This is a genomic window from Mesoflavibacter sp. CH_XMU1404-2 (assembly GCF_037029465.1).
GTDB lineage: Bacteria > Bacteroidota > Bacteroidia > Flavobacteriales > Flavobacteriaceae > Mesoflavibacter.
Genome location: NZ_JAYMEM010000026.1, coordinates 524,643 through 548,821, shown reverse-complemented (window position 1 = coordinate 548,821; position 24,179 = coordinate 524,643). Strand labels below are relative to the sequence as shown.

Genomic DNA, 24,179 nt, shown 5'->3' with positions numbered 1-24,179 from the left:
TAAAAGTGCTACGCTTTTTTGTTAAAACAAATTCTATGATTTTAATTGTTGATAGCGGATCTACAAAATGCGACTGGAAAGCGGTTGATAAAAACGGTAACCAGTTGTTAGAAAAAATCCGTACAAAAGGATTAAATCCAGCACTTCTTTCAGAGAAAAAGATAAGAAAAGTTCTTAAAAAGAGCGAACCACTAAAAGAACACCGTAGAGAAGTTACAAATATTTATTTTTATGGTGCTGGTTGTGGTACAGAAAACCCAAGACTGGTACTAAAATTAGTGCTTCACGAGTTTTTTCCTAATGCAGAAATTGTTGTTGAAGAAGACACTATGGCTGCGGTTTACGCTACACTAAATGAGCCAACTGAAGCTGCTGTAGTATGTATTATGGGTACAGGATCAAACTGTAGCTATTATGATGGAAAAAAATTACACCAACGTGTAAAATCGTTAGGATATACTTTAATGGATGATGCTTCTGGTAACTATTATGGTAAAGAGCTAATAAGAGATTATTACTTTAACCATATGCCAGAACAAATTAAAATTGCATTTGGAGACAAGTATAATTTAGATGCAGATTATATCAAATATAATCTGTACAAACAACCAAACCCTAATGCATATCTTGCAAGTTTTGCAGAGTTTATGATACTTAACAAAGATTCTGAATACGTAAAAGAATTAATTAAAAGAGGTATCAGACGTTTTGCTAAAAACATGATTTTACAATATAAAGAAGAATTAAAAACGGTACCTGTACATTTTGCAGGTTCGATAGCATTTTTCTGTCAAGATGAAATAAAAGAAGTAGCAGAAGAACTAAACTTTAAAGTAGGTAACTTTGAAAGAAGACCAATAGAAGGCTTAGTTAGCTTCCATACAAATGCATCTTAATTAATAAGTTATGGAAATAGCAATCATAGCACATGATGGTAAAAAAGCTGAAATGGTTCAGTTTTTAAATCAGCATAAAGATATTTTATTAGGTAAAAAAGTATCACTAATTTCCACAGGTACAACAGGAAAAAAGGTTAAAAAAGCAGGTTTTGAAGTCACTAGACTTTTATCGGGACCTTTAGGCGGTGATGCACAAATTGCAGCTAGAGTAGCGGAAGGACAATGTAATATGGTCTTATTTTTTAGAGATCCTTTGGAAAAACATCCTCATGAACCTGATGTATTAATGCTAATGCGCTTATGTGATGTACATGATGTGCCATTAGCCACAAACCCAGCGACAGCAGAACTTTTAATGAAAGCACTTTAAATTATTAAAGTGCTTTTTTATGAATTATATACTTGATTTTCTTGCTCTGCAACACGAATAAAGGTGGTACGTTTTGTAAGCTCTTTCAGTTTTGCAGCACCAACATAAGTACAAGTACTTCTAATACCACCTAAAATATCTTGTAACGTATTATCAACATCGCCTTTAAAAGGAACTTCAACAGTTTTACCTTCACTAGCTCTATATTCTGCAACACCACCAACGTGTTTATTCATAGCTGTTGCCGAGCTCATTCCGTAAAACTGTTTATAGCTTTTACCATTTTTTTCAATAGTAGTACCGCCACTTTCTGTGTGACCAGCAAACATACCTCCAAGCATAACAAAGTCAGCACCAGCTCCAAACGCTTTTGATAAGTCACCAGGTATTGTACAGCCACCATCACTAATGATTTGTCCACCTAAACCGTGTGCAGCATCTGCACATTCAATAATTGCGGATAATTGTGGATAACCAACTGCAGTTTTTACACGTGTTGTACAAACACTACCTGGTCCAATACCAACTTTTACTATGTCTGCTCCTGAGATTAAAAGTTCTTCTACCATTTCACCTGTAACAACATTTCCTGCTATAATTATCTTATCAGGAAAATTATCTCTGGTTTTTTTTACAAAATCTACAAAATGCTCAGAGTATCCATTAGCAACATCAATGCAAATAAATTTTAAGTCAGGATGTGTATTAAAAATTGAGTTTAGTTTATCGATATCATTTTTACCTGTTCCTGTACTTACTGCAATAAAATCGCTAATATCTTCATTAGAAGTAGAAAGAAACGAATTCCATTGCTCTAAAGTATAATGTTTGTGAATTGCTGTAAATAATTTATGCTTAGATAGGGCAGAAGCCATCTCAAAAGTACCAACAGTATCCATATTGGCTGCCATAATTGGTATACCTTTCCATGTATGGTTACTGTGTAAAAATCTAAATTCGCGTTCTAAGTCTACTTGAGATCTACTTTTTAAGGTTGATCGTTTAGGTCTTATCATTACATCTTTAAAACCTAATTTAATATCTAATTCAATACGCATTGACAGTAAAGTTTGGGTTACTATCAAAAATACAAGTTATTCAAAAAAAGACCCTTATCTTTTTTAAAAAGATAAGGGTCTTTTATTAACAATTGTTTATTAATGATTACTTATTTAGAAGCAATCATACTAATTTCTACGTTTACAAATTTTGGTAAATTGGCTACCTCTACAGTTTCTCTTGCAGGTGCTGTATCTTCATTAAAATAGCTGCCATAAACTTCGTTAATTAGAGAAAAGTTATTCATATCACTAATAAAAATTGAAGTTTTTATTACATTTTCAAACGTCATATCTGCAGCTTCAAGAACAGCTTTAAGGTTTTCCATAACTTGTTTAGTTTCAATTTTTATATCATCTAAAACAAGCTCATTAGTTTCTGGATTAAAAGCAATTTGACCAGAAGTGTATAATGTGTTTCCGTTTAAAACCGCTTGGTTATAAGGTCCAATTGGCGCAGGTGCTTTTGAGGTTGTGATTATTTTTTTCATAACAAGCTATTATAACTGTTCGTCTGGTTTACGACGTTGTTCGTATTTTAAATCTTTTAATAAGTTTGATTTTATTCCTATGAAGAAATTCCAACGGTTATAAGTACCAAATGGAACCCAACTAAAATTCATTCGCCAACTTAATAAGTCTCTCTGAAATCTTAATTGTGTTAAACCAAATCCTTTATTTTTAAAGTCATAACTGGATGATCCTCCAATAGACCATTTTGGCGAAATATCAATATCTCCTGAAAACATTAATGAATGTGAAGAAATTTCGTTTTGTCGTGCTGCGTTAGAATAATTAACAGCATAGGCTAGTCTTAAACTCCAAGGTATTTTGTAATTATAAAGCTCAGAAGGTTCTTCTTCCTCTTCTTCAACACCATCTTTGTTAAATTGTTGGTCTGCAAAATCTTCTGATACACCAAATAAATCATCTGCACGTCCACCACCTTGCAGTCTTTCGTTTAATGCGCTTTGGCTTTCGTTGGTTGATTTGTTTGTTCCGTCACTACTAAAGCTATAATTTAATGTCAAGTTAGCACTTGTCATTCTAAATAAACTTCCGCCATTATCAACATTAAATGTGTTGATTCTTCTATTATTAGCATCTAGTGCGTAAGGGTCTAAAGTTGCTCCAAAGTTGATATTCATTTTATTATCTAAAATCTGCATACCACCAGTAACTCTAACCGGACTCCAATTTAAAGAGTCTCCAGCTACATTATAAGATGTAGAGAAGTTTAGGTTGTTTAGTAATGTAATCTTTTTAGGCTCAACTTTAGTCGTGTCTCTATCTCTAACTTTAGCTTCAAAATTATTAGCTATACCAATACCAATTGAGCTTGAAAATGTATTGTTTGGTCTACCATAAATACTATTTTCAAAACGTGTATATTCTGATCTAGTTGTTCCGTCTGCATCAATAACTTCTACCGTATCATAATAATTATCAAATGCTGGATTGATATTATAACTGATAGATGGACGGATAACGTGTCTTATTTTTTGTAAGCGTTTATTTTCACCTTTTTTATCAAAATCAAACATACCATAGATAGTTGTACCAACACTTGTGCTAAAATTGTAGGTTCTAAACGAATCAAATTTGTTTAATTCTTCAGTAACAATATCATCTAGGACAGGATCGTAGTACTTTCTTATAGGGTTTAATGTCCATACTTCTTCAAAATTGGCATTAGCACTTACACTAAAATGATCAAAAACCTTGAAGTTTGTAGTCACAGGAATAGAATGTCTTGCACCAACTCTTGCGTCCTGAAACATTTCACTTTTAAAGAAAAACTCTTCTTCTGTACTAATTCTATTTTCTGCTCTTACGTTGTATTGTAAGTTAATATTTTGAATAATTCCCTTTTTTGTACCAAACTTTGGTGCAAAAGGATAAATACGACTTATACTACCTTGAAAGGTTGGTAGTGTCATATTTATAATTCCTGTTTGTGTATTTTGAGAATGTGTAGCAGTTAAACTAATATTGGCTTGCGGTTCTCCTTGAAATGTTTTTGAATAGGAGATAGAAGATGCTAACGTATTATTTTGTGTATTTGGTAAATTAACCTGATTAACAGACTGCTGGTAATAATTACTACTACCTAAGTTAACAGAAGCAGAAAAACGTGCATTTGGATTGGCTTTAGTATCTTGATTATGAGACCAACGTATATTGTAAATTGTTGTTTTTGCATAATCAGGAAAACCACGTTCGCTAGTAATTAAATTTTCATATCTAAAACCTACATTACCATTAAACTTATAACGTTTTGCATACTTACTTTCTAAACGTAACCCGTAACTACCATTAGTATAATAATCACCAATTGTTGCTAGATCTACATAGTCACTAATTGCAAAATAATAACCACCATTTTGTAAGAAATAACCACGTCTACCATCTTCTCCAAAACTTGGGAAAATAACTCCAGATGTACGTGTTTTTGTTAACGGAAAGAAAGCAAATGGTATCCAAACAGGTGTTGGGACATCATAAATATGCATTTGTGTTGGACCAGTTATTACTTTAGAGTTTGGTACAATTTTACCTTTACTTATTAAAAAATAATATTCAGGATCATCTAAATTTTCAGAAGTTGTAAACTTTGAATTTCTTACATAATAAACAGAATCATTAATCTTTTTTGTGGTTTCGGTAATTAAAGTACCTCCGTTTTGTTCTGTTTGAGAGTTGTAGATTAAACCTTTTTTGGTAACTGTATTAAAAATGATAGAATCAGGTTCGATTAGATTTTCACCTTGTTTAAAACTTGGTCTTTGTGTATAATCTCCTAAAGTGTCTTTAATTCCGTAGGCATAAACCAAGTCTTTATTAAAATCTAAAATAATACTACCAGCTTTAATTTCCATATCTTCATAATAGACTTCAGCTTCATTATAAAGATACATTTTAGATTCTTTCTTTTTATAAGCCATATAATCTGTTGCTTTGTAAGTAACAGTACTAGATAGTAATTGTGTTTTTGGCTTTATTGTGTCGTTTTTGGTAGAATCAATTTCTTTGTTTGTAGCTAAAAAACTTTCAGCATCAATAGTAAGACTATCGTCAACTTTTTCCTCAGGTGTTTCTTCTGTAGTTTCAACAGGAGGAATTTTTGTCCCTTCTTCAGGTAAATCCTTTTGTGCAAAGCACACAATGTTAATAAACATTGTAAAACTAAGGGCAAAAAGTATGTTAAGACGTTGTGTATGCAATGCTTTTAAATGTATTTTTGTAAAAGTATGGCTTGGTTTTTGAAATGACAAAACTACATATATTTTTTATTGAAATATTTATATTTCGTTAAAATTTATATTCCATAATAAACCTTTAAAAAAATGGTTATAATATCTATGCAAACGAACACTTTAAAACATTTCGTATCTTTTATATTAGTATTAACATTTTTTGCCTTAAACACTGTTAATGCTCAAGTTAATAATGATAAATTTATAGTAGTCTTAGACGCTGGTCATGGTGGTCATGATCCTGGTAAACACGCTAAATCTGGCTTAAAAGAAAAAGATATTGCTCTAAAAGTTGTTTTAGGAATTGGAGAGATTTTAGAAAAAAACAAAGACATTAAAGTTGTTTATACTAGAAAAACAGATGTTTTTGTAGACTTATTTAAAAGAGGAAAAATAGCTAATGATGCTAATGCAGATTTATTTGTGTCTGTACATTGTAATGCACATGACAGCCAAGCTTACGGATCAGAAACTTACGTTTTAGGATTACACAGAAATAAAACAAATTTTGAAGTAGCAAAAGCAGAAAACGAGGTTATCTTTTTAGAGGAAAACTATGAAGAAAACTACGCTGGTTTCAATCCAAACTCACCTGAGTCTTTTATAGGTCTATCATTTATGCAAGAAGAGTATTTAGACCAAAGTATAAAGTTGGCAACAAACATTCAAGATAATTTTACTAATAAATTAAAACGTAAAAACAGAGGTGTAAAACAAGCTGGTTTTATCGTATTACACCAAACAGTTATGCCAAGTGTTTTAATAGAAACAGGCTTTGTAACGAATACAAGTGAAGGGAAATACCTTAACTCTAAAAAAGGACAGTCTGAATTATCTACAGCTATCGCAAACGCCATAAAAGACTATAAAAAAGATGTAGATCTTAATGTTGGTAACCATATTGAAAAACCAATAATAGACACTGTACCAACAACAGAAAAAACAATTACTAACATTGTTTTTAAAGTTCAATTAGCGGCAAGTAGCAGATTATTAGAGCCTAAACCATATAATTTTAAAGGGCTTAATGATGTGTCAAGAGAAAAAGTTGGTAACTTATATAAATATTATTACGGATACACATCAGATTATAATCAAGCACAAAAACTTCAAATTCAGGCACAAAACAAAGGATATAAAACAGCTTTTATAACTGCTTTTAAAGATGGAAAACAGATAAAAGTTTCTGAAGCTTTAAAAACCGAAACAAAATAACGGTTGATTAATTATTTTATTTCTAATTTTGTTACTTAACCAAGCTTTAATATGATAAAGATTACCAAAGAAGTTAAAACCTCTATAATTGTCCTTGCAGGGATTTTTCTATTCGTTTTTGGATACAATTACCTTAAGGGAAATAATATTTTTGAACACGACGATGTGTATTACACAGAGTTTGATTACAATGCATTATCAACATCTTCTTCTGTAACCATAAAAGGTAACCGCGTTGGTAAAGTAACAAATATAGAATACGACCTAAAAACAGGTAAAACAAGAGTGTCTTTTACTGTAGATGAAGAAATTAAATTCTCAAAAAATAGTACCATTAGACTTTACAAACCAGGTATTATGGATGGTAATGCTCTAGCAATAATTGCTGCAAATGATAACGAATTTGCTAAAGATGGAGATTTTTTAAAATCTGAAGTAGAGCAAGGTTTAGTAGATAAATTAACAGGTAATTTTTCTGCTCTTAGTACCGATTTAAATTCAACTTTAAAATCTGCAGACACCTTATTAATCAACCTTAACGGATTAGTAACAGATACTTCAGAGAACGGATTAAAAAGTACGATTGCCGAGTTAAATTCGACTTTAAAATCATTTAAAAATCTTTCGTATTCAATTAACGGAGTAGTTAAAAAGAATGACGAAAATATTGCTTTAGTATTAGAAAACTTTAAAACAGTAAGCGAAGATTTAACTGTTTTATCTAAAGAATTAAAAGAAGCACAAATTAGTAATAGTATAGAAAAACTAGAGAATACTTTAAATAGCGTTAATGGTATTTTAGCAAGTGTTGATAACGGCGAAGGCTCTTTAGGAAAACTATTAAAAGACGACAAACTATACGATAACCTTGAAGGCGCAGCGTTACAAATGGAACAACTTTTACAAGACATGAAGTTAAATCCAAAACGTTACGTACATTTTTCTCTTTTCGGGAAAAAAGCAAAGCGTTATGACGCAGAAGGTAATGAAATTGAAGACAATAACTAACTAAATAAAAATTGACTAACTATGGAATATATTCCTAATATTCTATTTGCAATTGTCCTTATTTTAGGCATTGGCTACTTTGTAAAAAACGTGAAAAAACTATCCAGAAATATAAAACTGGGTAAAGATTTAGATGTTTCTGATAACAAATCACAACGTTGGAAAAACATGGCTTACATTGCTTTAGGGCAAAGTAAAATGGTGAAAAGGCCAATTGCAGGTTTTTTACATATTGTGGTTTATGTAGGTTTTATTATCATAAATATTGAAGTTTTAGAAATTATCCTTGACGGACTTTTTGGAACACACAGAATAGGATTAAAAGTCCTACCAAAATCTGTTTACGGATTTTTAATAGGAAGTTTTGAAATCCTTGCAGCATTAGTTTTCGTAGCTGTTGTTGTATTTTGGATTAGACGTAACGTAATAAAATTAAGACGTTTTTTAAGTGCTGAGATGAAAGGTTGGCCTAAAAATGACGGTAATTTTATCCTTTATTTTGAAATGGTATTAATGACCTTATTCTTGGTTATGAATGCAACTGATACAACATTTCAATCTTTAGACACAGGTAATGTTATTAGTCAATATATTTCTCCCTTATTTTCTGGATTATCAGAAGGAACATTACACATTATAGAAAGAGCCGCTTGGTGGTTACATATTGTAGGTATTTTAGTATTCTTAAATTATTTATACTTTTCTAAGCATTTACATATTTTATTAGCGTTTCCAAATACGTATTACGGTAAATTAACGCCAAAAGGACAATTTCCAAATAATCCAACAGTAACTAAAGAAGTACAGTTAATGATGGATCCAAACGCAGATCCGTTTGCTGCACCAGCAGAAGATGAAAACGCTGCAGAACCAGAAAAATTTGGAGCAAGTGATGTACAAGATTTAACTTGGTTAAACTTGTTAAATGCTTATACCTGTACAGAATGTGGACGTTGTACTAGCGAGTGTCCTGCAAACTTAACAGGTAAAAAATTATCGCCACGTAAAATCATGATGGACACCAGAGACCGTTTAGAAGAAGTTGGTAAAAACATTGATGCAAACGGCGGTAATTTTGTAGATGATGGCAAACAATTATTAGGCGATTATATTACAAATGAAGAACTTTGGGCATGTACCAGCTGTAACGCTTGTGTAGAAGCTTGTCCAGTTAGTATTGATCCATTAAATATTATCATGCAAATGCGCCAATATTTAGTTATGGAGCAAAGTGCGGCACCAATGGAATTAAATAACATGATGACCAATATAGAAAATAACGGTGCACCTTGGCCATACAACCAAATGGATCGTTTAAAATGGAAAGACGAGTAGTTTTAAAATTTAAATAATTGAAGTATAGAGTTTTAATATTAATCATATTCATCTTTGGTTTAAACCAAACCAAAGCACAAGATTATACTAAAGACTCATTACAATTTAAAATAATCACAGCAATAAAGTATCATAAAAGTAAAGTAGAAGATATAAAATTAAAAAAAGTACTTTGTGATTATTGTTCAGAAGAACAGAAAAACCAATTAGGATTACAAGCGCTTAAATTAACAGAACTTGAGCAAAACGATCCTAAAAACCGTAAAGAAAACGGAATAAAAATATTATCAATATACATAAGGCTTTCTAAAGAAGATTTTAAAGCTTTAAATAAATAAAACTCTTAAACAGTATGAGCGAGCAATTAAATGTGCCAACAATGGAACAAATGATGGCAGAAGGTAAGACACCAGAATATCTATTTTGGGTAGGTTCTGCAGGTGCTTTTGATGATAGAGCAAAAAAAATAACCAAAGCATTTGTAAAATTATTAAATAAAGCTAATGTTGATTTTGCTGTTTTAGGAACAGAAGAGTCAGACTCTGGCGATGCTGCAAAAAGAGCTGGTAACGAGTTTTTATTTCAGATGCAAGCAGTGACTAATATTGAGGTGATGAATATGTATGAAGTAAAAAAAATCATCACTACAGATCCTCATGACTATAATACCATAAAGAATGAATATCCTGGACTAGGTGGTAATTATGAGGTGTTTCATCATACCGAATTTTTAACGCAACTAATATCTCAAGGAAAATTAAAAGTAAAAGATTCTCAATTTAAAGGTAAAAAAGTCACTTTTCATGATCCTTGCTACTTAGGTCGTGCTAACGAAGTTTTTGAAGCACCAAGAGAATTAATCCAAACATTAGGCGTAGATTTTAAAGAAATGAAACGTAACCAACGTCACTCTTTATGTTGTGGTGCTGGTGGCGCACAAATGTTTAAAGAACCGGAAAAAGGTGATAAAGACATTAACGTTTTAAGAACAGAAGACGCTTTAGAAACTGATCCAAAAGTAATTATCACAGCATGTCCATTTTGTAATACAATGATGACCGATGGTGTTAAAGCCAAAGAAAAAGAATCTGATATTGACGTTATGGATATTGCAGAACTAATTGCTAACACACAAGATTAATCGTTTTGGAGGACCAACAAAAACTACCACTTAAGCAAAGAGTTATTACGGGTTTTATTATGGCTATTATAGGAACCTTGATAGTTACTTTTATAAACTATTTAAGAGATATGCCATTTAATAGCTTATATACAACAATTAGCTTTTTCTTATTTTGGATTTTTGGCATTTTTATGGCAAAACGAAAACCCAATAACAAAAACAAAAATTTAGATTAATGTTAGTAGATTTTAACACGCTACCAGAACATTCAAGAGTTTGGATATACCAAGCCAATAGAAGTTTTTCTGATGAAGAACTTACAGAAATCAAACAAAAACTAGATACATTTATCACCAATTGGACTGCTCACGGTACAGATCTAAATGCAGGTTATGATATTAGATATAAACGCTTTATCATATTAGCAGTAGACCAAACATCACAATCTGCAACAGGTTGTAGTATTGATGCCTCAGTAAGATTTATCCAACAATTAGAGCAAGATTATAATGTAGATTTAATGGATAAAATGAATGTATCTTACAAGCAAGGTCAATTTGTTGCTCATAAAACACTTTTAGATTTTAAAAAGATGGTAAAGGATAAAGCAGTATCTAAAAATACCATTGTTTTTAACAACTTAGTGACCAATATTGAAGAACTTAATGAAAATTGGGAAGTTCCGGCAGAAGATAGCTGGCACAGCAGATTTTTCTAACTACAAAATAACCAGATGACCAACGATATTTTTCTGCTTAACATTTCAGGACAAGACAAACCAGGATTAACTTCAAGTTTAACAAATGTATTATCGCTTTATGGTGCCAAAATTTTAGATATTGGACAAGCAAATATACACGACACATTATCCTTAGGTTTTTTATTTGAAATTGAAAAAGGAGACAAATCATCGGCGGTTTTAAAAGACTTACTTTTTAAGGCTTACGAGCTAGGTGTTAAAGCAAAATTTACACCTATTTCATTAGAAAAATATGAAAACTGGGTTAACCTTCAAGGAAAAGATAGATATATTATTACAATTTTAGGAGAACGTTTAACTGCAGAGCAAATTTCAAAAGTTACTCAAGTTATTTCTAATAAAAACCTAAATATTGATGCGATAAAAAGGTTAACAGGTCGTACGTCATTAATTAAAAAAGACGAATATCCTCGTGCGTCAATTCAATTATCTATTAGAGGAAAAATTGATAATAAAGCTGAATTTACAGAAAAATTCATGCAAATCTCTCACGATTTAGATGTAGATATTGCATTTCAAGAAGACAATATTTATCGTCGTAACAGACGTTTAGTGTGTTTTGATATGGATTCTACATTAATACAAACCGAAGTAATTGATGAATTAGCAGAACTTGCAGGTGTTGGAGCAGAAGTAAAAGCTATTACAGAGTCTGCAATGCAAGGCGAAATAGATTTTAACCAAAGTTTTAAACGTCGCATGATATTGTTAGAAGGGTTAAGTGAAGATGTTTTAAAAAACGTTGCAGAAAATTTACCAATAACTAAAGGCGCTAAACGATTAATTGATACTTTAAAAAGCTACGGATTTAAAACAGCTATTCTATCTGGTGGATTTACTTATTTTGGTTACTATTTGCAAGAAAAATTAGGAATTGATTATGTATATGCTAATCAATTAGAAATTAAAAATGGCGCTTTAACTGGTGGTTATATTGGAGAAATTGTAGACGGTAATAAAAAAGCAGAATACCTTAAAGAAATAGCTAAAAAAGAAGGCATTCATATCAATCAAACCATTGCAGTTGGTGATGGTGCTAACGATTTGCCAATGCTAAATTTAGCTGGTTTAGGTATTGCTTTTCATGCAAAACCAAAGGTTAAAAACAATGCGCAAAGTTCAATCTCTAGTATTGGATTAGATGGTGTTTTGTACTTGCTAGGTTATCATGACAGACATATAGATTTGGTAGATTAATTACCAATTAAATCTAAGTAAAAAGTTTGGCATAAACCCAATAGAGTAATAATCAAACTCTACTAAAGTGTTGTTTTCTCCAACAACATATTCTCTACTTAGCAAATTCTTTTTATTGTATAAGTTTCTAATAGAAAAGCCAATTTTTCCTTTAGCATCAGTATCTTTTGCTAAGCTAAAGTTGTAAAATGCAGATAAATCTAACCGATGATAATTAGGTAGTTTTCTGTTATTAATTTTATCAAATTCAATAGTATTATTAGAAGTAGTAAAATTTGTAAAAGGTTTACCATTGTGCCATTTCCAGCCTAAAGCTATTTGTATTTTATCTGTTTTATAAGCAACAGATGTTGACAAAGCATTTCTTATTTCGTTTCTAGCAGTGAAATAATTATTGTTGTTAATACCTTCAAATTTGTTATCAATTTCGGATAAAGAATAACTTGCCCAAGCATTAATTTTATTAAAGCTTTTTTTAGCGAATAGATCAAACCCTAAAATTCGTTTTCTACCGTTAAATACTTCATCATCAATATTTTCAAATAAACCTTGCGTAAATGCACTAACACCTTTTATTTGTTTATAATAAAAGTCAAAATCTAAGTCCCAATTATTATTTTTATAAATGGTACCTAAGCTTATTTGCTTGCTATTAAGTATCGGAGCATTATTTTTATCTGCAATTCTCCATAGTTTATTCTCTAAAGAAGAATCACTTAAAACACTTTCATTAATTTGATAAATAGCTTGGTTTTTAACTTCGGCAGTAGCTTGAAGTTTTAGTGTTTTGGTCAAATCTTTAGTTAAAATAATTCTTGGTTCTAATCTAATTTCATCTAAAATAGAGTAGTAGTTAACCCTAAAACCTAAGTTGTAAAATATAATTTTAGAAGTTCTGTTAGTGTAATTTGTAAAAAGAGAATATGTATTAACCTTAGAATAGTCCAGTTGCAAAGCATTATTCTCATTAGTTTCTTTAAATATATAACTGGCTTCTTTTTCTGAAATCTGAACACCTAAATCGACCTTATTTGAATTTTCAAGACGAATTTCAAATTCGGTTAAAAAATTATAATCTTCAACTTCATTATACTTTTCTCTGTTTAAATTTTCTAAAGTATTTTGGTATGAAGTAAAGTTATAATTAAGCGAATAATTTGAAGTGTTAACACTTGTGCTTTGGATAATATGATCATTCCAATAAGCTTTCCAATTAAGACTAAACCCTTTATTTTCAATATCTAAAAAATCTATAAAACTTTGATTGTTTTGTACGTTATCCAATTGATGTGTCAAATCATTATCTATACTTATATAACTGAAATTAAGACGATGATTTTTATTGATTTGATAGTTTAATTTTAGATTATAGTCTTTAAAATAAAAATCTTCTTCTGAGTTACCTTCGTCTAAAATAGAAGAGTTTTGAAATACTTTGTCTTCCATTTTTTGAAAGCTATTAGTCTCAAAAAAACCTTCGTAAGATCTGCGATAAGATAATAGAATACTTAATTTATTTTTTATAATTGGTGTTTCTAAAAAACCATCTACACTAATTCCATTTAAACCAATGCCAACGTTTGTTTTTTCTATTACATTATTGTTGGTAGAAATATCAATAACACCAGATAAACGCTCGCCAAATCTAGGGTTTGTCCCTTTATTATAAAACTGAATGTTCTGGGTGATATTAGGGTTAAACGGAGAAATCATACCAAATAAATGTCCGTTGTGATAAATATTAATATTGTCCCATAACAGCAAATTCTCATCAGAAGATCCACCTCTAATATTTAAACCACTTGCGGTTTCATTTGGACTAATCACACCAGGTAATTCTTGAATACTTTCTAAAATATCTGCATCTATTAAACCTGGTAAGACACCAAGTTGTTTGGGTTTTAAGTTAAAAGAGGCGTCTAATTTTTTAGAGATTCCTTTTGTTAGATATTCTGTAATAATAATTTCGTCTAATGTTTGTTCTGACAAGGTTTTTTCAGGCTCTTTTTCATTTAAAACAATAAAAGTATTGTCTATTATTTTGAATGAAATTTGAGATTTTTCGCTTAATTCTGTCAAGCTCTCCTGCAAGGTTCTTTCTTTAGATTCAAACGAAATTATTTTACCTTCAACAAGTTTATTAACGTAAGAAATTTTTACATCATAATTTGTCTCTATGACAGATATAGCTTCTGTAACCTGAATATCAGAAAACGAAAAAGTAGCTTTATTTTGAGAAAAAGCAAAACTACTTAAAAAGAAAAAGAATAAACAAAATCTGGTAGGCATTAAGGCTGTCTTTCTAACGTTACAATATTGTTTTTTACAGTATAATTTATTTGAACAGTTTCAAAAACAGAAGCCAAAGCTGACTTTAAGTTTTTGTTGTCAAAACTACCTGTAAAGATAACAGAATCATCAATATCATAAGGTTTAAAAGAAATATTAAATTGTTTTTCTAATGCCAATATTACTTGTTTTAAAGGTACTGCTTTAAAGCTACTTATGCCATCAATCCAAGTTGGGTTTTGGTTAGGTTGTATGGTCGAGCTTGTAATTATTCCATTGTTATTCGTAACACGCATGGTTGGTGTTAAAACAAACTTTTGTTCATCACTTACAACACTTACTTTACCTTGATAGCAAGTTGTTTCAAAAAAGTTAGAATTATTTAAAACATTAAATTGCGTGCCTAAAACAGTAACACTACCATTGGTTGTGTTAACTGTAAACGTACTTCCTTTTTTTACTTTAAAAAAGCCTTCTCCTTCTAAAGTGACTTCACGATTAGTTGCCCAATTCTTTTTATTGTAAGTAAGTGAAGATTTTGCATTTAAAATAACTTCAGAGCCATCTAATAACGTAATGGTTTGCTGTTCTCCAAAGTTTGTAGAGTTTATTACATCATTAAAAAAGAAGTTGTTTAATCCAAATAAAAGAATCAAAGATGCAGCAACAGCTATAGCTGCTTTATAGTAAATTGAAATAACTTTAGGCGATTTCTTTTTAGTATTAATAGATGAAATTTTCTTTTTGACTTGTTTTAAAGTGAAATCATTATCTGCTGTTTCAATATGTTGATATACGTTTATACCTTCTTTGATTTTTTGATAAGCCAAATAATCTGCTTCTGATACTAATTGTTTAAATTCAGTATCAGAAAGTTCGTCTGCAATCCATTTTGCAAGAAACGTATCTTCTATATTTTCGTTTTTAGCAGTCATATGTTTAGCCTTTCAACTTAAGTACAATTAAATAATAAAAAACCCTACTTTTAGATATCACCAATTTCTTCTCGCATTATAATTAAAGCTTTGTGCATGCGCTTTTCTACTGCTTTTAGAGAGATGCCTAATTGTGTTGCGATATCTTTATATTTCATTTTTTCTATTCTACTTAAAAGAAAAACTTCGCGTTGCGTTTCTGGTAAACTTGCAATAGTTTGCTCTAGTTTGTGTAAAAACTCTTCTTCTAGTAAAAGGAATTCTGGAGATTGATTTGTACTTGTATTAGTGTTGTTTTGTATATAATTATGCTTTACTTTATTATGCTTTGTAATGTTTAAAAATAAATTGTTGGCAATGGTAAATAAGAAGTTTTTAACCTTGGCAAAAATAACTGTTTCACAATTTTCCCAAATTTTAACAAAGGCATCTTGCACAATATCTTCTGCAAGTTCTAAATCTCTAGTTTTAGAGTATATAAAACGTCTTACGTCTTTGATGTAAGTATTAAAAACGTGATTAAAAACATCTTCTTCACAAACGTTTTTTGATTTTTCTGCCATAAATAAAGTCAGTGTTTATAGACCTTTCAAAGCTATGTAAAAAATATTTAATAATTGGGGTAGGGTAATTTAAAGATAGATTGTATAAACAGTATATTCAAAAATTTGGTTTTCTGTAATGGTATTTGTTTTCATTTAATTCTCCATTACACATTTATTGATTAATAGCATAAAGTCTCAATTTTTATTGAGGCTTTTTGTTGAAAACATATTAGGGTAGGGTTATTTAATATTGAGTTGTATAATAAAAAAACAGACAAATGAATAAGTTAAAATTTTTAATCATAATAACAATGTTGCTTTCTTTTAGTGCATTTGCTCAAGATTGGCAAACTAATATAGATACTGCAAAAGCATTAGCAAAAAAAGGAAATCATAACATTGTTTTGGTGTTTCAAGGATCAGATTGGTGTGCACCATGCATTAAATTAGATAAAGAAATTTGGAGCACAGCAAAGTTTCAAGATTTAGCAAAACATCATTTTGTAATGCTTCAAGCAGATTTTCCTAAACGTAAAAAAAATCAACTTTCAGATTCGCAAACAGCTCATAATGCCAAGTTAGCCGAAAAATATAACCCAAACGGATATTTTCCTTATGTAGTTGTGCTTTCACCAGAAGGGAAAGTGTTAGGAAGCTTAGGGTATGAAAAATCAACACCAGAAGATTACTTTAAAAAATTAACAGCTTTTGAAAAATAAACTTAGCATATTATTTCTTTTAGTTACAGTATTTGCACATTCTCAAAATGTGTTTAATAAAAAGCTAATCCTAATGGGAAGTAGCTTTGAAATTACTGTTGTTGCAAAAGATTCTACCGAAGGTTTTAAGCATATCAATTCTGCTATTTCAGAAATTAAAAGAATTGAAACACTTATTTCTTCTTGGGATAGCAATTCTCAAACGTCTTTAATTAATCAAAATTCTGGGATTAAACCCGTAAAAGTAGATCAAGAACTTTTTGATTTAATAGAACGAGCAATAAAACTATCAAAATTAACAAATGGTGCTTTTGATATTAGCTACGCATCTATGGATAAAATATGGAAGTTTGACGGTTCAATGACTAAAATGCCTAGTGAAGAAGATATTAAAAAATCAGTTGAAAAAGTTGGTTATGAGAACATCATTTTAAATAAGGAAAAACAAACAGTTTACCTGAAATTAAAAGGGATGAAAATTGGCTTTGGCGCCATAGGTAAAGGCTATGCAGCAGATAAAGCTAAAGCACTATTGATAAAAAACGGTGTAACAGCAGGTATTATAAACGCGTCTGGAGATTTAAATACTTGGGGAACACAACCTAACGGAAACGATTGGATGGTTGCTATTGTTAATCCTCTAAACAAAAGCAAAGTATTTTCTTGGTTTCCTGTAAAAAATAGAGCTGTTGTGACTTCAGGAAATTATGAAAAGTATGTAAGATTTAATGATAAACTATACACGCACATCATAGACCCAAGAACAGGTTATCCTGCTACTGGTGTTTTAAGCGTTAGCATTTTTACAAAAACAGCAGAGTTAGCAGATGCTTTAGCAACATCTGTTTTTGTAATGGGAAAAGATACGGGCTTAGATTTTATAAATCAGTTAAATGGTGTAGAGTGCATCATTATTGATGAAAACAATAAAATAATTACCTCAAATAATATTCAATTAAATACACAAAACTAAATAGATGAAAAAGCTGCTGATTGTCGCTGTTGTATTGTTAGGATTAACCTCTTGCACAGCTGTTAAAGAATACGAAAAAGTAAATATCAATGATCCAGATATGGCATTAAGTCAGAAAAAAATAGATCGTTTTGAAATAAGCTATCAAGTCTATCGCGAAGGTGCTTCTGGTGCAAACGGAGGTAAATCTGGTGGTGGATGTGGATGTAATTAACATTAAAAATTTATAATGAAAAACAGTCTTTTTATATTATTTCTATTGGCGTTTACTTGTATGTATGCGCAACAAGACTCAACGCAAGTATATAAAAAAAGAGTATTAGAAACTACAGAAGTAGATTTTTTAAGTACTTATTATTCTCAAGATGGTAATAATGCATCGGTTACTGGTGGAATTGGTACAGAAGAATTATCTGATGTTACAGGTACAATTGTAGTTAGCATTCCTTTAAATGATGATGATGTTTTAACTGTAGATGCTGGTATATCTGCGTATACATCTGCTTCTTCTAGTAACGGTAACCCATTTGATAAATCTAACTCCTTAAGTCCTTGGGTTGCTTCTTCTGGTGCATCAGGATCAGATACTTGGACAAGCATTAACGCCGATTATTCTCATAGTTCTGATGATAGAAACACTATTTGGAATGCAGATGTTTCTTTTGCTGCAGAATATGATTATGTTTCTGCTGGATTTGGTGGCGGATTAACAAAACTATTTAATGAAAAAAACACAACTTTAGGCATAAGCGGAAAAGTATATATTGACACTTGGAATCCTATCTATCCAACAGAATTAAAATCTTTTGAAGAAGTTAATGGTAATTTTAACCAAGGTTTCTTTAGCGGTGTTACAATAATAGATCAAAACGGAACACCTACAACCGCATGGAATCCTACAAATTATAGTTCTATTAAAGATAAAGGCAGAAACTCTTATTCTATATCATTAAGCGTATCTCAAATTCTTAATAAAAATGCGCAATTTTCATTTTTTGTAGATGTTGTAAGGCAAGAAGGTTGGTTGGCTAATCCATTACAACGTGTATATTTTGGGGACGTAGCCAATTATTATATTGGTAATGCATCAAGTATTCCTAATTATACATCGCCATCAAACACAGATGTATTTATGTTAGCAGATGATATTGAAAGATTGCCATCAAGCAGAACAAAAATTCCGTTTGGTATTAGGTTTAATTATTATTTAAATGAAATTTTTACAGTAAGAACCTATTATAGATATTACTTTGATGATTGGGGAATAAAGTCCAATACAGCAAGTATAGAACTACCAATTAAAGTATCTCAAAAGTTTACCTTATATCCATCATTTAGGTATTATGATCAAACAGCAGCAGATTATTTTGCACCTTTTGATCAACACCTATCAACAGAACAATATTATACTTCAGATTATGATTTGTCAAAGTTTAATGCAACACAGATAGGTTTTGGCATTAGTTACACAGATATTTTTACCAAAGCACATATCTGGAAATTTGGTTTGAAAAGTATAGACTTAAAATACAATAACTACAAACGTAATACAGGTTTGTCTGCTAATTTTATAGGAGTAGGTTTTAAATTTCTTCAAGATTAGTTAAAAACTCTTAATTGTTTATAAAGGCTTTATAAATCTATTATAAAGTCTTTTTTTTATCCTTTAAATTATACTAATTTGGCATAGTTTTTAGTTGAATATAATAAGAACAGACAACTCAATTTTATGCGTAAATTATTTTTCCTCTATATATTTTTATTTGTTTCAAGTTTATCTATTGCCCAAACTACAGATAATCCTTTATTAACTAAAGATATAGAAGCTCAACAACAATGGGTAGATAGTGTTTATAACAGCTTATCATTAAACGAAAAGATTGGTCAATTATACATGGTTCAAGTATTTTCTAACGGAGATGGACCAACTAAAGATGATGTTTTAAAACTTATTGAAGACAATAAAATTGGCGGAATTATCTATAGTAAAGGCGGACCAGTTAGACAAGCTCGGTTAAACAATCAATTACAAGCGGCTTCACCAACGCCATTATTGATTGGTATGGATGCAGAATGGGGATTGAGTATGCGATTAGACTCAACGTATTCTTTTCCTTGGAATATGACGCTTGGTGCTGTAAAAAACAATGAGTTAATTGAGCAAACAGGAAGACAACTTGGCGAGCATTGTAAACGTCTAGGCGTTCATTTTAATTTTGCTCCAGTTGTAGATATTAATACCAATCCAAATAACCCAATTATTGGTAATCGTTCTTTTGGAGAAGACAGAGATAACGTCACCGAAAAAGCTTTAGCTTTTATGAAAGGTATGCAAAGTGCTGGTGTTTTCGCTAATGCAAAGCATTTTCCTGGTCATGGAGATACGTCTTCAGATTCACATAAAACCTTACCAACAGTAGATTTTTCAGCAAAACGAATAGATTCTATTGAGTTGTATCCTTATAAAACTTTGATAAAAGAAGGTTTATCTAGTGTGATGGTTGCGCATTTAAATATACCAAGTTTAGAGCCTAGAGATGGCTATCCGTCTTCAATTTCAGAGAATATTGTGACTAATATTTTAAAAGAACGATTAGGTTTTAAAGGGCTTATTTTTACCGATGCTTTAAATATGAAAGGCGCTGCTAATTTTAGTTCGCCTGGTGATATAGATTTAGCTGCTTTTATGGCTGGTAATGACGTGATGTTAATCTCTGAAGATGTCCCAAAAGGCATCAATAAAATTGCTGTAGCATATCAAAATGGACAAATTTCTGAAGAACGCTTAGCGCATTCGGTTAAAAAGATATTGATGGCTAAATATAAAGTCGGTTTGAATAATTATAAACCAATTTCGACTGAAAATTTGGTAAGTGATTTAAATCGAATCAAAGATGATGTGCTTTATGAAAAACTAATGGAAAACGCCATTACCATTGCTAAAGATTCGACAAAACAATTACCATTTAGACATTTAGAGACTAAAAAAATAGCTTATGTTAAAATGGGAGACGACTCTGGAGATGCTTTTTACAATGAATTAAAAAAATATACAGACGTTCACATTATTTCTGATGATAATTTAGACGAATTAATTAAAAAACTTCAAAACTATAATACGGTAATTGTTGGTTTTCATAAATCTAATGACAACCCTTGGAAATCTTACAGTTTTTCTGATAAAGAACTAGTTTGGCTATATGAAATTGCTAGGACAAACAATGTGATTTTAGACGTATTTGCAAAACCATATGCGTTAATGGATTTAAAAACCATTGCAAATTTTGAAAGCATTATCGTAAGCTATCAAAATAGTGAAATTGCACAACAAAAATCAGCTCAATTAATTTTTGGTGCTATTCCTGCAAAAGGAAAATTGCCGGTTTCTGCTGGAGAGTTTTTCTCAGTAGGTGATGGTTTTCAAACTAATAGTTTAGAACGATTAGGTTACTCAATTCCAGAACGCGTTGGTATGTCAAGCGAAGCTTTAAAAAAGGTAGATTCTATCGCTAATTATGCAGTTAATGATAAAATGACACCTGGTATTCAGTTAATTGTAGCTAGACACGGTAAAGTAATTTACAATAAAAACTTTGGTAAACATACATATGAAGGTGATGAACAAGTAAAGTTTAATGATATTTATGATGTAGCTTCTCTTACTAAAATTGTAGCTACATTACCATTATTAATGGAATTAGAGGAGCAAGGTGTTGTAAGTTTGGATACAAAACTTTCAGAAATATTACCAGAGTATAAAAACTCAAACAAAAAAAATGTGACTTTAAAGCGAATGTTATCGCATTATGCGCAATTAAAACCATGGATTCCTTTTTATTATAAAACATTAGACACGCTTACTAAAAAACCGTCTTTAAAATATTACAGAAAGGAAAAAACTAAAGGCTTTACTGTAAAAGTTATGCCAGATTTGTACATGCGTGATGATTATAAAGACTCAATAAACGGCATTATTAAAGACACAGATTTATTATCAAGATTAAGGTACAGATACAGTGATTTGCCTTATTATATCTTAAAAAAATACATAGAAAAACATTATGACAAACCTTTAGACGAGCTTGTTCAAGACCATTTTTACAAGTCTTTAGGTGCTAATTATACAACTTACAATCCTTCAGAAAAATTTAGTAACAGACATATTGTTCCTTCAGAAAATGATGATTATTACCGTTTTCAAACTGTGCAAGGTTATGTACACGATATGGGCGCAGCAATGCAAGGTGGCGTTGGCGGTCATGCAGGAATTTTTAGTAATGCCAATGATATAGCAAAAATCATGCAGCTGTTTTTACAAAAAGGATTTTACGGAGGTAAGCGTTATTTTAAAAGTGAAACGCTAGATAAATTTAATACCTGTTATTTTTGTGAAAGTGATAACCGTCGTGGTATTGGTTTTGATAAACCTCAATTAGGTGATGTTGGACCAACTTGCGGTTGTGTAAGTATGACAAGTTTTGGTCATTCAGGATTTACAGGTACTTATGCTTGGGCAGATCCTGAAACAGAAATTGTTTACGTCTTTATGGCAAACAGAACCTATCCAACATCTATGGGTAAAAATATGTTGCTTAGAGAAAACATAAGAACCAATATACAAGAAGCTATATATGAAGCAATTATAGAATAATCGTAATGTTTTGTAAGTTTCAATTTAAAATATTGACCAACTAAATTAAATATTTGAAAGTTTTAAGACTTTCATCTAAAACTAAACAAACAAATGAAAATAGCCATAGTTTGCTATCCAACCTTTGGTGGTAGTGGAGTAGTTGCAACCGAATTAGGGTTAGAGCTTTCAAAACGCGGACACCAAATTCACTTTATAACCTATAATCAACCTGTAAGATTAGAGTTATTGGGTAATAATGTGCACTTTCACGAAGTAAATGTTCCAGAATATCCATTATTTCATTATCAACCTTATGAGTTAGCTTTATCAAGCAAATTGGTAGATATGGTGAAGCTTCATAAAATTGAAGTCCTTCATGTACATTACGCTATTCCGCATGCCTATGCTGCATATATGGCGCAAAAAATGTTATTAGAAGAAGGTATTTATGTGCCAATTGTAACAACTTTGCACGGTACAGATATTACTCTGGTTGGTAATCACCCTTTTTACAAGCCAGCAGTAACATTTAGCATTAATAAATCTGATGCGGTTACAACTGTTTCTAAAAGTTTAAAAGAAGATACGCTGCGTTTGTTTAATATAAAAAAGGAAATAAATGTAGTTGCTAACTTTATAGATATTTCTAGGTTTAATCATGATTTTACAGATTGTCAACGTGCCATGATGGCAACAGAAGATGAAAAAATTATAACTCACATTAGTAATATGCGTGAAGTTAAACGTATACCAGATGTAATTAAAGTGTTTTATAATATTCAAAAAGAAATGCCAGCCAAATTAATGATGGTTGGAGAAGGACCAGAACGCGAACCTGCAGAACGTTTATGTGAAGAATTAGGTATTGCAGATAAAGTAGTTTTCTTTGGGAATAGTAACGAGATTGATCGTATACTATGTTTTTCAGATTTATTTTTATTACCAAGTAAAACCGAAAGTTTTGGGCTTTCTGCTTTAGAAGCTATGGCGTCAGGTGTTCCTGTAATTTCAAGTAATACAGGTGGAATACCAGAAGTTAATAAAGAAGGTTTTTCTGGATTTTTAAGTGAAGTAGGAGATGTTGAAGATATGAGCAAAAATGCGATTTATATATTAAAAGATGAAAGTAGATTTAAGGAGTTTAAGAAAAATGCTAAGTCACAAGCTAAAACTTTTGATATACATCAAATAGTTCCAAAATATGAAGCTATTTATCAAGAAACCCTTAATAAATGTAAAGTATATTAATAAAAAAAGCCATCTAATCTAGATGGCTTTTTATTTGTATTTTAATTGGTTTAGAATCTATATCTAATTCCTAAAGCGATGTCAAAATCTAAATCATCTCTATAATCTCCAAATCCTAATTCAGGTCTAGCATCTAAAGATAATTGTAACGGAATATCAAAATTATATTCAATACCAATATCTCCAGCTACAAATAAAAATGTTTCGCTATCATCATCAAGACCAGGTATATCATTGTCAAAACTATAAGAACCTAATCCTCCACCAGCACCTGCATACCAGTTAAAACCACCATCAATATTCCATACCCATTGGTACAATGCAGCTAATTTAAATCCGTCGTAATTGCTTCCGCTTCTTAAACCTAGGTCAGCTTCTAAACGATTGTTATCTCCTAATGCTCTCTGATAAGAAATTTCTGCTCCAAAACCATCACTATCTCCTAAACGTAATCCAATTGCGTTTGGAGAAATGTCTTGGGCAAATGTAAAAGTTGCAAAACCTAGTAATGCAACAGTTGTAATAATAAGATTTTTCATAAATTTTAATTGTTTTGGTTTGTATAAAATTAATTATAAAAACGTTTCAAATGTTAAAATTCGTTCATAAATCGTT

At 30.8% G+C, this 24,179-nt stretch carries 22 protein-coding genes; 15 read left to right on the top strand and 7 right to left on the bottom strand.

Annotated elements, in window-relative coordinates:
- Positions 1–35: 35 nt before the first annotated feature.
- Both WA327_RS10965 and WA327_RS10960 read left to right on the top strand, forming a co-directional pair.
- On the top strand, positions 36–896 hold the full coding sequence (locus tag WA327_RS10965) for an N-acetylglucosamine kinase (RefSeq protein WP_336069672.1): 861 nt from the start codon (positions 36–38) through the stop codon (positions 894–896).
- Between the two features lie 10 nt (positions 897–906).
- Complete coding sequence (locus tag WA327_RS10960) at positions 907–1,269, top strand: methylglyoxal synthase (protein WP_336069670.1); 363 nt, start codon at positions 907–909, stop codon at positions 1,267–1,269.
- 17 nt (positions 1,270–1,286) lie between these two features.
- Here WA327_RS10960 and WA327_RS10955 read toward each other — a convergent pair whose 3' ends face one another.
- The 3 genes from WA327_RS10955 to WA327_RS10945 all read right to left on the bottom strand — a co-directional run bounded on the left by WA327_RS10955 (position 1,287) and on the right by WA327_RS10945 (position 5,602).
- Positions 1,287–2,327, bottom strand: coding sequence for a GMP reductase (locus tag WA327_RS10955; RefSeq protein ID WP_336069667.1), 1,041 nt, complete (start codon positions 2,325–2,327; stop codon positions 1,287–1,289).
- Between the two features lie 110 nt (positions 2,328–2,437).
- On the bottom strand, positions 2,438–2,818 hold the full coding sequence (locus WA327_RS10950; RefSeq protein WP_336069665.1) for a Rid family detoxifying hydrolase: 381 nt from the start codon (positions 2,816–2,818) through the stop codon (positions 2,438–2,440).
- A 9-nt stretch (positions 2,819–2,827) separates the two neighbouring features.
- Positions 2,828–5,602 (bottom strand): putative LPS assembly protein LptD, encoded by a 2,775-nt coding sequence (locus tag WA327_RS10945; RefSeq protein WP_336069663.1) that lies wholly within the window; start codon positions 5,600–5,602, stop codon positions 2,828–2,830.
- Between the two features lie 87 nt (positions 5,603–5,689).
- Between WA327_RS10945 and WA327_RS10940 the strand changes: the two genes are divergently transcribed.
- From WA327_RS10940 to serB, 7 genes are all read left to right on the top strand, one after another.
- Complete coding sequence (locus WA327_RS10940; protein ID WP_336069661.1) at positions 5,690–6,799, top strand: N-acetylmuramoyl-L-alanine amidase; 1,110 nt, start codon at positions 5,690–5,692, stop codon at positions 6,797–6,799.
- A 51-nt stretch (positions 6,800–6,850) separates the two neighbouring features.
- The gene (locus WA327_RS10935) at positions 6,851–7,807 is read left to right on the top strand and encodes an MlaD family protein (RefSeq protein ID WP_336069659.1); all 957 of its coding nucleotides are present in this window, start codon (positions 6,851–6,853) and stop codon (positions 7,805–7,807) included.
- A gap of 21 nt (positions 7,808–7,828) precedes the next feature.
- Positions 7,829–9,142, top strand: a complete 1,314-nt coding sequence (locus WA327_RS10930) for a (Fe-S)-binding protein (protein WP_336069657.1) — start codon at positions 7,829–7,831, stop codon at positions 9,140–9,142.
- A gap of 17 nt (positions 9,143–9,159) precedes the next feature.
- Entirely contained in the window at positions 9,160–9,480 is a 321-nt protein-coding gene (locus WA327_RS10925) for a hypothetical protein (protein ID WP_336069655.1), read from the top strand.
- Positions 9,481–9,494: 14 nt separating this feature from the next.
- Complete coding sequence (locus WA327_RS10920) at positions 9,495–10,283, top strand: (Fe-S)-binding protein (protein WP_336069653.1); 789 nt, start codon at positions 9,495–9,497, stop codon at positions 10,281–10,283.
- Positions 10,284–10,500: 217 nt separating this feature from the next.
- On the top strand, positions 10,501–10,983 hold the full coding sequence (locus tag WA327_RS10915) for an ABC transporter ATPase (protein WP_336069651.1): 483 nt from the start codon (positions 10,501–10,503) through the stop codon (positions 10,981–10,983).
- 15 nt (positions 10,984–10,998) lie between these two features.
- On the top strand, positions 10,999–12,222 hold the full coding sequence (gene serB / locus WA327_RS10910) for a phosphoserine phosphatase SerB (RefSeq protein WP_336069649.1): 1,224 nt from the start codon (positions 10,999–11,001) through the stop codon (positions 12,220–12,222).
- On the opposite strand, the gene WA327_RS10905 is transcribed toward serB, so the two are convergent.
- From WA327_RS10905 to WA327_RS10895, 3 genes are read right to left on the bottom strand one after another with little or no spacing between them, the layout of a single operon-like run.
- Positions 12,223–14,511, bottom strand: a complete 2,289-nt coding sequence (locus tag WA327_RS10905) for a TonB-dependent receptor (RefSeq protein WP_336069647.1) — start codon at positions 14,509–14,511, stop codon at positions 12,223–12,225.
- On the bottom strand, positions 14,511–15,446 hold the full coding sequence (locus WA327_RS10900) for a FecR family protein (protein WP_336069645.1): 936 nt from the start codon (positions 15,444–15,446) through the stop codon (positions 14,511–14,513). The genes WA327_RS10905 and WA327_RS10900 overlap by 1 nt, the downstream gene beginning before the upstream one ends.
- 50 nt (positions 15,447–15,496) lie before the next feature.
- A complete protein-coding gene (locus WA327_RS10895) occupies positions 15,497–16,009 on the bottom strand; it encodes an RNA polymerase sigma-70 factor (RefSeq protein WP_336069644.1) in 513 nt (170 codons plus the stop codon).
- Between the two features lie 260 nt (positions 16,010–16,269).
- Here WA327_RS10895 and WA327_RS10890 point away from each other — a divergent pair, with 260 nt between their 5' ends.
- From WA327_RS10890 to bshA, 6 genes are all read left to right on the top strand, one after another.
- On the top strand, positions 16,270–16,710 hold the full coding sequence (locus tag WA327_RS10890) for a thioredoxin family protein (protein ID WP_336069642.1): 441 nt from the start codon (positions 16,270–16,272) through the stop codon (positions 16,708–16,710).
- Positions 16,700–17,683, top strand: coding sequence for an FAD:protein FMN transferase (locus WA327_RS10885; RefSeq protein ID WP_336069640.1), 984 nt, complete (start codon positions 16,700–16,702; stop codon positions 17,681–17,683). The genes WA327_RS10890 and WA327_RS10885 overlap by 11 nt, the downstream gene beginning before the upstream one ends.
- Before the next feature lie 4 nt (positions 17,684–17,687).
- Positions 17,688–17,897, top strand: a complete 210-nt coding sequence (locus tag WA327_RS10880; RefSeq protein ID WP_336069638.1) for a DUF4266 domain-containing protein — start codon at positions 17,688–17,690, stop codon at positions 17,895–17,897.
- Positions 17,898–17,912: 15 nt separating this feature from the next.
- Complete coding sequence (locus tag WA327_RS10875) at positions 17,913–19,286, top strand: DUF3570 domain-containing protein (protein ID WP_336069636.1); 1,374 nt, start codon at positions 17,913–17,915, stop codon at positions 19,284–19,286.
- 126 nt (positions 19,287–19,412) lie between these two features.
- Entirely contained in the window at positions 19,413–22,334 is a 2,922-nt protein-coding gene (locus WA327_RS10870) for a glycoside hydrolase family 3 N-terminal domain-containing protein (RefSeq protein ID WP_336069634.1), read from the top strand.
- A gap of 93 nt (positions 22,335–22,427) precedes the next feature.
- Complete coding sequence (gene bshA / locus WA327_RS10865; RefSeq protein ID WP_336069633.1) at positions 22,428–23,564, top strand: N-acetyl-alpha-D-glucosaminyl L-malate synthase BshA; 1,137 nt, start codon at positions 22,428–22,430, stop codon at positions 23,562–23,564.
- A gap of 50 nt (positions 23,565–23,614) precedes the next feature.
- Here bshA and WA327_RS10860 read toward each other — a convergent pair whose 3' ends face one another.
- On the bottom strand, positions 23,615–24,103 hold the full coding sequence (locus WA327_RS10860) for a hypothetical protein (RefSeq protein WP_336069632.1): 489 nt from the start codon (positions 24,101–24,103) through the stop codon (positions 23,615–23,617).
- Positions 24,104–24,179 lie beyond the last annotated feature (76 nt).

Coding starts and splice junctions, on each gene's coding strand:
- WA327_RS10920 (WP_336069653.1), top strand. CDS start 9,495: ATGAGCGAGCAATTAAATGTGCCAACAATGGAACAAATGATGGCAGAA.
- WA327_RS10880 (WP_336069638.1), top strand. CDS start 17,688: ATGAAAAAGCTGCTGATTGTCGCTGTTGTATTGTTAGGATTAACCTCT.
- WA327_RS10890 (WP_336069642.1), top strand. CDS start 16,270: ATGAATAAGTTAAAATTTTTAATCATAATAACAATGTTGCTTTCTTTT.
- WA327_RS10940 (WP_336069661.1), top strand. CDS start 5,690: ATGCAAACGAACACTTTAAAACATTTCGTATCTTTTATATTAGTATTA.
- WA327_RS10965 (WP_336069672.1), top strand. CDS start 36: ATGATTTTAATTGTTGATAGCGGATCTACAAAATGCGACTGGAAAGCG.
- WA327_RS10905 (WP_336069647.1), bottom strand. CDS start 14,511: ATGCCTACCAGATTTTGTTTATTCTTTTTCTTTTTAAGTAGTTTTGCT.
- WA327_RS10935 (WP_336069659.1), top strand. CDS start 6,851: ATGATAAAGATTACCAAAGAAGTTAAAACCTCTATAATTGTCCTTGCA.
- bshA (WP_336069633.1), top strand. CDS start 22,428: ATGAAAATAGCCATAGTTTGCTATCCAACCTTTGGTGGTAGTGGAGTA.
- WA327_RS10955 (WP_336069667.1), bottom strand. CDS start 2,327: ATGCGTATTGAATTAGATATTAAATTAGGTTTTAAAGATGTAATGATA.
- WA327_RS10895 (WP_336069644.1), bottom strand. CDS start 16,009: ATGGCAGAAAAATCAAAAAACGTTTGTGAAGAAGATGTTTTTAATCAC.
- WA327_RS10875 (WP_336069636.1), top strand. CDS start 17,913: ATGAAAAACAGTCTTTTTATATTATTTCTATTGGCGTTTACTTGTATG.
- WA327_RS10915 (WP_336069651.1), top strand. CDS start 10,501: ATGTTAGTAGATTTTAACACGCTACCAGAACATTCAAGAGTTTGGATA.
- serB (WP_336069649.1), top strand. CDS start 10,999: ATGACCAACGATATTTTTCTGCTTAACATTTCAGGACAAGACAAACCA.
- WA327_RS10960 (WP_336069670.1), top strand. CDS start 907: ATGGAAATAGCAATCATAGCACATGATGGTAAAAAAGCTGAAATGGTT.
- WA327_RS10860 (WP_336069632.1), bottom strand. CDS start 24,103: ATGAAAAATCTTATTATTACAACTGTTGCATTACTAGGTTTTGCAACT.
- WA327_RS10930 (WP_336069657.1), top strand. CDS start 7,829: ATGGAATATATTCCTAATATTCTATTTGCAATTGTCCTTATTTTAGGC.
- WA327_RS10870 (WP_336069634.1), top strand. CDS start 19,413: ATGCGTAAATTATTTTTCCTCTATATATTTTTATTTGTTTCAAGTTTA.
- WA327_RS10950 (WP_336069665.1), bottom strand. CDS start 2,818: ATGAAAAAAATAATCACAACCTCAAAAGCACCTGCGCCAATTGGACCT.
- WA327_RS10900 (WP_336069645.1), bottom strand. CDS start 15,446: ATGACTGCTAAAAACGAAAATATAGAAGATACGTTTCTTGCAAAATGG.